The sequence below is a fragment of the Hydrogenophaga sp. genome (genome assembly GCF_028698005.1).
In the GTDB taxonomy this organism is placed as follows: domain Bacteria; phylum Pseudomonadota; class Gammaproteobacteria; order Burkholderiales; family Burkholderiaceae_C; genus Hydrogenophaga.
This window is the reverse complement of the sequence record NZ_JAQVEJ010000133.1, coordinates 1-8121: the sequence shown is the minus strand read 5'-3', so window position 1 is coordinate 8121 and position 8121 is coordinate 1. Positions and strand designations below refer to the sequence as shown.

The 8121-nt window shown below is 67.2% G+C and carries 5 protein-coding genes; 1 reads left to right on the top strand and 4 read right to left on the bottom strand.

The features are described 5' to 3' along the window. The 3 genes from PHQ87_RS12300 to PHQ87_RS12290 form a co-directional block, all read right to left on the bottom strand. On the bottom strand, positions 1 to 558 hold a 558-nt coding region (locus PHQ87_RS12300; RefSeq protein ID WP_300234682.1), incomplete at its 3' end, for an AAA family ATPase. Between the two features lie 17 nt (positions 559 to 575). After that, entirely contained in the window at positions 576 to 1508 is a 933-nt protein-coding gene (locus PHQ87_RS12295) for a trypsin-like peptidase domain-containing protein (protein WP_300234680.1), read from the bottom strand. Positions 1509 to 1574: 66 nt separating this feature from the next. Next, on the bottom strand, positions 1575 to 4469 hold the full coding sequence (locus PHQ87_RS12290; protein WP_300234677.1) for an aconitate hydratase: 2895 nt from the start codon (positions 4467 to 4469) through the stop codon (positions 1575 to 1577). A 131-nt stretch (positions 4470 to 4600) separates the two neighbouring features. On the opposite strand from PHQ87_RS12290, the gene yegQ reads away from it, so the two are divergent. After that, on the top strand, positions 4601 to 6001 hold the full coding sequence (yegQ, locus tag PHQ87_RS12285) for a tRNA 5-hydroxyuridine modification protein YegQ (RefSeq protein WP_300234675.1): 1401 nt from the start codon (positions 4601 to 4603) through the stop codon (positions 5999 to 6001). A 111-nt stretch (positions 6002 to 6112) separates the two neighbouring features. On the opposite strand, the gene PHQ87_RS12280 is transcribed toward yegQ, so the two are convergent. Then, a partial coding sequence (locus PHQ87_RS12280; RefSeq protein WP_300234673.1) for a bifunctional aconitate hydratase 2/2-methylisocitrate dehydratase occupies positions 6113 to 8121 on the bottom strand: 2009 nt, incomplete at its 5' end.

The following is an 8121-nucleotide window of genomic DNA, read 5'->3' as shown; positions in this document are numbered from 1 at the left end:
ATATTCCTCTTCGTCGGTGGGGTAGTCCACCAGCACCTTCATCATGAAACGGTCGACCTGCGCCTCGGGCAGCGGGTAGGTGCCCTCGGTCTCGATGGGGTTCTGCGTTGCCATGACGAGGAACGGATCGGGCACCTTGTGCGTCTCGCCTGCGATCGTCACCTGGCGCTCCTGCATCACCTCCAGCAGCGCGCTCTGTACCTTGGCCGGTGCGCGGTTGATCTCGTCGGCCAGCAGCAGGTTGGCGAACACCGGGCCCAGCGCGGTGGTGAACTCGCCGGTTTTCTGGTTGTAGATGCGCGTGCCCACCAGGTCGGCCGGCACCAGGTCGGGCGTGAACTGGATGCGCCTGAAACGCCCACGCACCACATCGGCCAGCGTCTTGACGGTCAGCGTCTTGGCCAGGCCTGGCACCCCTTCCACCAGCAGGTGCCCCTGCGCGAGCATGGCCACCATCACGCGCTCCAGGAAGCGGTCCTGCCCGACCACCACGCGCTTGACCTCGTACAGGATCTGCTCCATGAGCTGGGCGGTATCGAGGGGAGTGTTCTGGCTCATGCGGCGCTCCGGTGGGTTCAGAAGGGTGGCAGGCCGGCCGCCGAGGCGGCGCTTTCGATGGGCACGGCAAACCCGATGCCCACGAAGGTGCGGGCCCGGGACGGGTTGAGGATGCCGGTGACGATACCGACCACCTCGCCATCCATGGTCACGAGCGGCCCGCCCGAGTTGCCCGGGTTGGCCGCCGCGTCAAACTGGATCAGGTTCTCGATGTCCTGCTCCCCTTCGGGGGCCCGGAACGAGCGGCCGAAGCCCGAGATCACACCCGCCGACACCGAGGGGCCGATGCCGAACGGAAAGCCCACCGCGACCACCTGGTCGCCGGGCAGCAGGTCGCCGGTGGAGCGCATCGTGGCGGCCTGCAGGTCGTCGGGCACGGTCTGCGCCTGGAGCACCGCCAGGTCATTGTGTGCCTGCACACCGGTGACCACCGCGCCGGACTCCGCACCGTCGGCGAACACCAGCCTGACGCGCTGCGCTCCCTGCACCACGTGCAGGTTGGTCAGGATCACCCCCTGGTCAACGATCACGACCCCCGTGCCGACGCCGTGTTCGACCTCCTCGCCCTTGTCGTCGCGCACAAAGGATTCGACCCGCACCACCGAAGGGCGCACCATCTCCGCCGCGCGCGCCGCCGGCGAAGGCAGGGATTGCGTGGTCAGCGTGCGCAGCACGGCGGCATCGATGTCCTTTTGCGTGAGGGCCCTTGGCGAGACCACGCGCAACTGCCAGGTGCTGAGCGCGAGCAGCACGAGCAGCAGCAGCATCGCCGACCACATGGCACGGGGACTCACCGCCCATCGCGCCAGTGCGGCTCGCCAGCGCGACAGCGGCCCGCGCCCCCGCCGCTGCGCCCCGGCCGGAAACGCCAGCCGGCCGGCGTCCGCACGCTGCTGCTCCGGCGCGGCGGCACCGCGATCGGATCGGCTGTACAGGGCAGGCTTGCGCATGGCAACTCCCGGTCAGGGCGCCCGGCGGGCGCGGTCTTCACATCATGCCGTGTTGGGCGTCATGGCTCAAGCACCCAGCAATTGCCTGAGCACGTAGGGCAGGATGCCGCCGGCACGGTAATGGCTCACCTCGACCGGCGTATCGATGCGCAGCGTCACCGTCAGCTCGGTGCTTGTGCCATCGGCGCGAACGACCACCAGCCGGGCATCGCTCTGTGGCATCAGGTCCGGGTGCGGCACCACCTCGACCGACTCATCGCCGCGCAGCCCGAGCGATTCCCACGAGTCACCCGGCTTGAACTGCAGCGGCAGCACCCCCATGCCCACCAGGTTGGACCGGTGGATACGCTCGAAACTGCGCGCGATCACCGCCTTGATCCCCAGCAACTGCGTACCTTTGGCCGCCCAGTCCCGGCTCGAGCCGGTACCGTACTCCTCGCCAGCGAAAATCACCGTCGGCACGCCCTCGGCCTGGTAGCGCATTGCCGCATCGTAGATCGGCAACTTGTCGCCCGAGGGTTGGTGCAGCGTCATGCCGCCCTCCTCGCGCGAGCCATCCGCCAACGGTGGCAGCATCAGGTTCTTGATGCGCACATTGGCGAAAGTGCCGCGCATCATCACCTCGTGGTTGCCCCGGCGCGAGCCGTAACTGTTGAAATCGGGCGGGAGCACGCCATGCTCACGCAGCCAGCGGCCCGCAGGCGAGTTCTCCTTGATCGAACCGGCGGGCGAGATGTGGTCCGTGGTGATGGAATCGCCAAACAGCGCCATCACGCGTGCGCCTCGGATCGCCACGGGCCCAGCCGACGCGGCCGCCTCCAGCGAGAAACCGTCGAAAAACGGTGGCTCGGCGATGTAGGTGCTCGTGGGCCAGTCGTAGGTATTGCCGCTTGCGCCGCTGATGCGCTCCCACAACTTGCCTGGATCGGTCCGCACCTGGGCGTAGTTGTCGCGGTAGGCCCGCCCCTTCATGGCGTGCTTCATCAGCGCGTGAATCTCGTCGCTGCTGGGCCAGATGTCGCCCAGATACACCGCCTTGCCCCCCTTGCCCTGCCCCACCGGCTCGGTCATCAGGTCCCTGAGCACCGTGCCGGCGATCGCGTAGGCCACCACCAGCGGTGGGCTGGCCAGGAAGTTGGCCTTGAGGTTCGGGTGGATGCGGGCCTCGAAGTTGCGGTTGCCCGAGAGCACCGCCGCGCACACCAGGTCATGTCCCGTGATGGCCTCGTTGATCTCCGGTGCCAGGTCGCCGGCATTGCCGATGCAGGTGGTGCAGCCGTAGCCGGCCAGCGCGAAGCCCAGTTTCTCCAGGTAGGGCAGCAGGCCCGTCTCGGTGAGGTACTCGGTGACGATGCGCGAACCCGGCGCCAGCGAGGTCTTGATGTGCGGCTGCACCTTGAGACCGGCCTCCACCGCCTTTTTGGCCAGCAGGCCCGCCGCCAGCAACACGCTCGGGTTGGAGGTGTTGGTGCAACTGGTGATGGCGGCAATCAGCACGTCGCCGTGGCCGATGCTGAACCCCTTGCCCGGGACACTGCGCGGGTTCTCGCCGCGCGTGTGCGACGAACTGAGCGTGGGCTTGTTGGCCACCATTTCGATCACGTAGCGCGGCGCCGCCAGCGGTGGCGTGGCCGGATCGGCCGGCGTCTTCACCTCGGGATGGTCCTGGTAGCGGACCTGGTAGCGCGTATGCAGCAACTCCGCCGGCTGGTTGAAGCCATTGTCGGCGTTGGGCTTGCTGAACAGCGACTCGAACTGCCCGGCCACCCGCCCCAGCTCGATGCGGTCCTGCGGCCGCTTGGGGCCGGCCAGCGAGGGCGCCACCGTGCCCAGATCGAGCGTGATGACCTGCGAATACTCGATCTCGCCGGCCTTGATCTGCGCACCCGCCGCGCCCGGCACGCCGAACAGGCCCTGGGCGCGGAAGTAGGCTTCGAAGGCCTCGATCTCGGCCTTGCTGCGCCCGGTGCCGCGGAAGTAGTCGAGCGTCTTGTCGTCCACCGGGAAAAATCCCATGGTGGCGCCGTACTCGGGCGCCATGTTGCCGATCGTTGCCCGGTCCGGCAACGACAGCGATGCCGTGCCTTCGCCGAAGAATTCCACGAACTTGCCCACCACCTTGTGCCGGCGCAGGACCTCGGTGACGGTGAGCACCAGATCGGTGGCGGTCACGCCCTCGCGCAGGCGACCGGTGAACTCGAAGCCGACCACGTCGGGCGTGAGCAGGTACACCGGCTGGCCCAGCATCGCGGCCTCGGCCTCGATGCCGCCCACGCCCCAGCCCACCACGCCGATGCCGTTGATCATGGTGGTGTGGCTGTCGGTGCCGACCAGGGTATCCGGGTAGTACAGCCCGCCCTTCAGGTGCACGCCGCGCGCCAGGTACTCGAGGTTGACCTGGTGCACGATGCCGAAGCCCGGCGGCACCACGCCGAAGGTGTCGAAGGCCTGCATGCCCCACTTCATGAACTGGTAGCGCTCGCGGTTGCGCTGGAATTCCAGCTTCATGTTCAGATCGAGCGCGTTCTTCTTGCCGTAGTAGTCGACCATGACCGAGTGGTCCACCACCAGATCGACCGGCACCAGGGGTTCGATCTTCTTCGGATCGTGCCCCAGACGGGCGGCGGTGCTGCGCATCGCCGCCAGATCGGCCAGCAGCGGCACGCCGGTAAAGTCCTGCAGCACCACACGGGCCACCGTAAAGGGGATCTCTTCCGTGCGGGCGGCCCGGGGCTTCCAGTTGGCCAGTTGCGTCACGTGCGAGGACAGCACACGCTCGCCATCGCAGTGGCGCAGCACACTCTCGAGCACGATGCGCAGCGAGACCGGCAGGCGCCGCACCCCGGGCAGCTGTTTGGCCAGGGCGGGCAGCGAATAGAAGCGGCCACTTTTGCCGGAGGGCATCCGGAAGGTTCTGAGGGTGTCGGCAAACGGGTGCCTGAATGTCGTCGCTGGGGCCATGGTGCTACTCCTGATCGTCCATCGGGTGCGCTCTCCATTCTGTGCCAAGCAGCGCCAACCCCCAAGGAGTGGGGTCATGCACCGCTAGGTCCGGACAGTTTTTTGGCCATGCGCGCCCATCGGAGCGCCACATGCAGGACAATCGAGGGCTGCCCATGAAAGCCCCCGAACTGCTCCTGCCCGCCGGCTCGCTGCACCGCATGCGCGCCGCCTTTCGTTTCGGTGCCGATGCCGTCTATGCCGGCCAGCCGCGATATTCCCTGCGCGCGCGCAACAACGAGTTCCGCCTGGAGCAGATCGCCCAGGGCATTGCCGAGGCCCACGCGGGCCACAAGAAGTTCTTCGTCACCAGCAACCTGATCGCCCACAACGACAAGCTGCGCACCTACCTGCGCGACCTGCAGCCGGTGGTGGAACTGCGCCCCGACGCGCTCATCATGGCCGACGCGGGCCTGATCATGCTGGTGCGCGAGCAGATGGAAAAGGGCCTGTGGCCCGAGGTCCCGATTCACCTCTCGGTGCAGGCCAACACCACCAACAGCGCGGCGGTGAAATTCTGGGGCCGGCAAGGCGTGGCCCGCGTCATCCTCTCGCGCGAGCTGAGCCTGGACGAGGTCGAGGCCATCCGCAACGACTGCCCCGACATCGAACTGGAGGTGTTCGTGCACGGGGCCCTGTGCATCGCCTACTCGGGCCGCTGCCTGCTCTCGGGCTACTTCAACCGGCGCGACCCCAACCAGGGCACCTGCACCAACGCCTGCCGCTGGCAGTACAAGACCCACGGCGCCACCACCGACACCGATACGGGTGAGGCCGTGCCACTGGCGGCACTCGAGGGTTTCGACTTTGCGCAGGAGAACGAGGACGCCGCCGCCAGCTTCTCCACCTGTGGTTCAGGCGAGCGCCACCCGGAAGCCGACAAGGTCTGGCTGATCGAGGAAACCGGCCGCCCGGGCGAGCTGATGCCCATCATGGAGGACGAGCACGGCACCTACATCATGAACAGCAAGGACCTGCGCGCCGTCGAGCACGTGGCCCGGCTGGCGCGCATCGGCGTCGACTCGCTCAAGATCGAGGGCCGCACGAAGAGCCACTACTACGTGGCCCGCACCGCGCAGGTCTACCGCCGTGCCATCGACGATGCGGTGGCTGGCCGGCCGTTCAACCCCGAGCTGCTGCTGGAACTCGAAGGCCTGTCCAACCGGGGTTACACCGGCGGCCTGCTGGAGCGTCGGCCCAGCCAGGACTACCAGAACTACATCAGCGGCAGCTCACAGGGGCAGCGCAGCCAGTTCGTGGGTGAAGTCCTGCAGGTCCGCGAGGACGGGTGGGCCGAGGTCGAAACCAAGAACCGCTTCGCCGTCGGCGACCGGCTCGAAATCATCCACCCCCGTGGCAACCGCATCGTGCAACTGGAGGCCATGCGCAACCCGGCTGGTGAGGCCATCGAGGTCGCGCAGGGCAGCCCGCTGCGGGTCTGGCTGCCTCTGCCCACGCCCAGCGATGGCGCCCTGATCGCACGCCTGCTCTGAGGCTCCGAGCAGCAGCAGCGCAACGCCCTGCCCCGCCCCGGTGGCAGCGGCAACAGCAAAAAAAACGGCCCCAAAGGGCCGTTGTCATGGCGCCACGCTGACGCAGGTCGCTCAGGTTGCCGACTGGGCCACCTCGGCGTACTCGGGAATTTCATTGAAGTTCATGTAGCGGTACACCGACGCCTTGTCGGCATCGATCACGCCCATTTCCTTCAGGTACTCCTCCTTGGTGGGCAGCTTGCCCAGGCGCGAGGCGATGGCGGCCAGCTCGGCCGAGCCCAGGAACACGTTGGTGTTCTTGCCCAGGCGGTTCGGGAAGTTGCGGGTCGACGTGGAGATCACGGTCGCGCCTTCGCGCACCTGCGCCTGGTTGCCCATGCACAGCGAGCAGCCCGGCATTTCGGTGCGGGCACCGGCCGTGCCAAAGGCGGCGTAGTGGCCTTCCTTGATGAGCTCGTTCTGGTCCATCTTGGTCGGCGGTGCCACCCACAGCTTGACCGGGATGTCACGCTGGCCGCCCAGCAGCTTGGCCGCGGCACGGAAGTGGCCAATGTTGGTCATGCACGAACCGATGAAGGCCTCGTCGATCTTGGTGCCGGCCACTTCGGACAGGAACTTGGCGTCGTCCGGGTCGTTCGGGCAGCAGACGATGGGCTCGGTGATTTCGGCCAGGTCGATCTCGATCACGGCGGCGTACTCGGCATCCTTGTCGGCTTCCAGCAGCTCGGGCTTGGCCAGCCAGGCCTCGACCTTCTCGATGCGGCGCTGCAGCGTCTTGGCGTCCTGGTAACCGTCGGCGATCATGTTCTTCATCAGAACGACGTTCGACTTCAGGTACTCGATGATCGGTTCCTGGTTGAGCTTGATCGTGCAGCCGGCTGCCGAGCGTTCGGCCGAGGCGTCGGACAGCTCGAAGGCCTGCTCCACCTTCAGGTCGGGCAGACCTTCGATTTCCAGGATCTTGCCGGAGAAGATGTTCTTCTTGCCGGCCTTGGCCACCGTCAGCAGACCTTGCTTGATCGCGTACAGCGGGATCGCGTGCACCAGGTCGCGCAGGGTCACGCCGGGCTGCATCTGGCCCTTGAAGCGCACCAGCACCGACTCGGGCATGTCCAGCGGCATCACGCCGGTGGCGGCGGCGAAGGCCACCAGACCGGAGCCGGCCGGGAAGGAGATGCCGATCGGGAAGCGGGTGTGCGAGTCGCCACCGGTGCCGACGGTGTCGGGCAGCAGCAGGCGGTTCAGCCACGAGTGGATCACGCCGTCGCCCGGACGCAGGGCCACGCCGCCGCGGCTGGAGATGAAGGCGGGCAGCTCGCGATGGGTCTTCACGTCCACCGGCTTGGGATAGGCGGCGGTGTGGCAGAAGGACTGCATCACCATGTCGGCCGAGAAGCCCAGGCAGGCCAGGTCCTTCAGCTCGTCGCGGGTCATCGGGCCGGTGGTGTCCTGCGAACCCACGGTCGTCATGCGCGGCTCGCAGTAGGTCCCCGGACGGATGCCCTTGCCTTCCGGCAGACCGCAGGCGCGGCCGACCATCTTCTGGGCCAGCGTGAAGCCCTTGCCGGAATCCTGGGGTGCCACCGGCAGGCGGAACACGGTCGAGGCCGGCAGGCCCAGGGTTTCACGGGCCTTGGCCGTGAGGGCGCGGCCAATGATCAGGTTGATACGGCCGCCGGCGCGCACCTCATCGAGCAACACGTCGCTCTTGAGCGCGAACTCGGCCACGGTCTCGCCATTCTTGACGATCTTGCCCTCGTAGGGCAGGACGTCGATGACATCGCCCATCTCGAGCTTGGACACGTCCACCTCGATCGGCAAAGCGCCCGAATCCTCCTGGGTGTTGAAGAAGATCGGAGCGATCTTGCCGCCCAGCGTCACACCGCCGAAGCGCTTGTTCGGCACGAAGGGGATGTCGGCGCCGGTGGCCCAGATCACACTGTTGGTGGCCGACTTGCGCGAGGAGCCGGTGCCCACCACGTCGCCCACGTACGCGACCAGGTGGCCCTTCTTCTTCAGGTCCTCGATGAACTGGATCGGGCCACGCTTGCCGTCCTCCTCGGGCTTGAACGCCGCGTCGGGACGGGTGTTCTTGAGCATCGCCAGGTAGTGCAGCGGGA